We start from the raw sequence: 265 nt of genomic DNA, 5'->3' as shown, positions 1-265 counted from the left end.
CACTGTGGCTGAGGGCGTGAATACTGATAAATTCTTTTCGATAACCTTCCAGAAACTTACTTTCACCGGCATCACGCGCGATTATCAGCTTAAATTCTGCACTGGGGCGAATATGTCTGCCCACTTTCAGCAGCATAATATCGTCCATTTCATATTCTCTGCTATTGCGTGCTTTCCATAAGTCGACCAACTTATCTGAATAGCTTTTATCTGTCAGGAAACAACAACCACCTGCCGGACTAGCAAAATCCGTCAAGCCAAACTG

Annotated in this window: 1 pseudogene; it reads right to left on the bottom strand. The window is 44.2% G+C overall.

Features of this window, described 5'->3' with window-relative positions:
- Positions 1-265: pseudogene (locus B4K20_RS08355) on the bottom strand (tRNA (5-methylaminomethyl-2-thiouridylate)-methyltransferase); the annotation flags it as partial.

Origin of the sequence: Methylophaga sp. UBA5088 (genome assembly GCF_002414625.1) — a bacterium.
GTDB lineage: Bacteria > Pseudomonadota > Gammaproteobacteria > Nitrosococcales > Methylophagaceae > Methylophaga > Methylophaga marina.
This window is presented reverse-complemented; position numbering and strand designations above follow the sequence as displayed.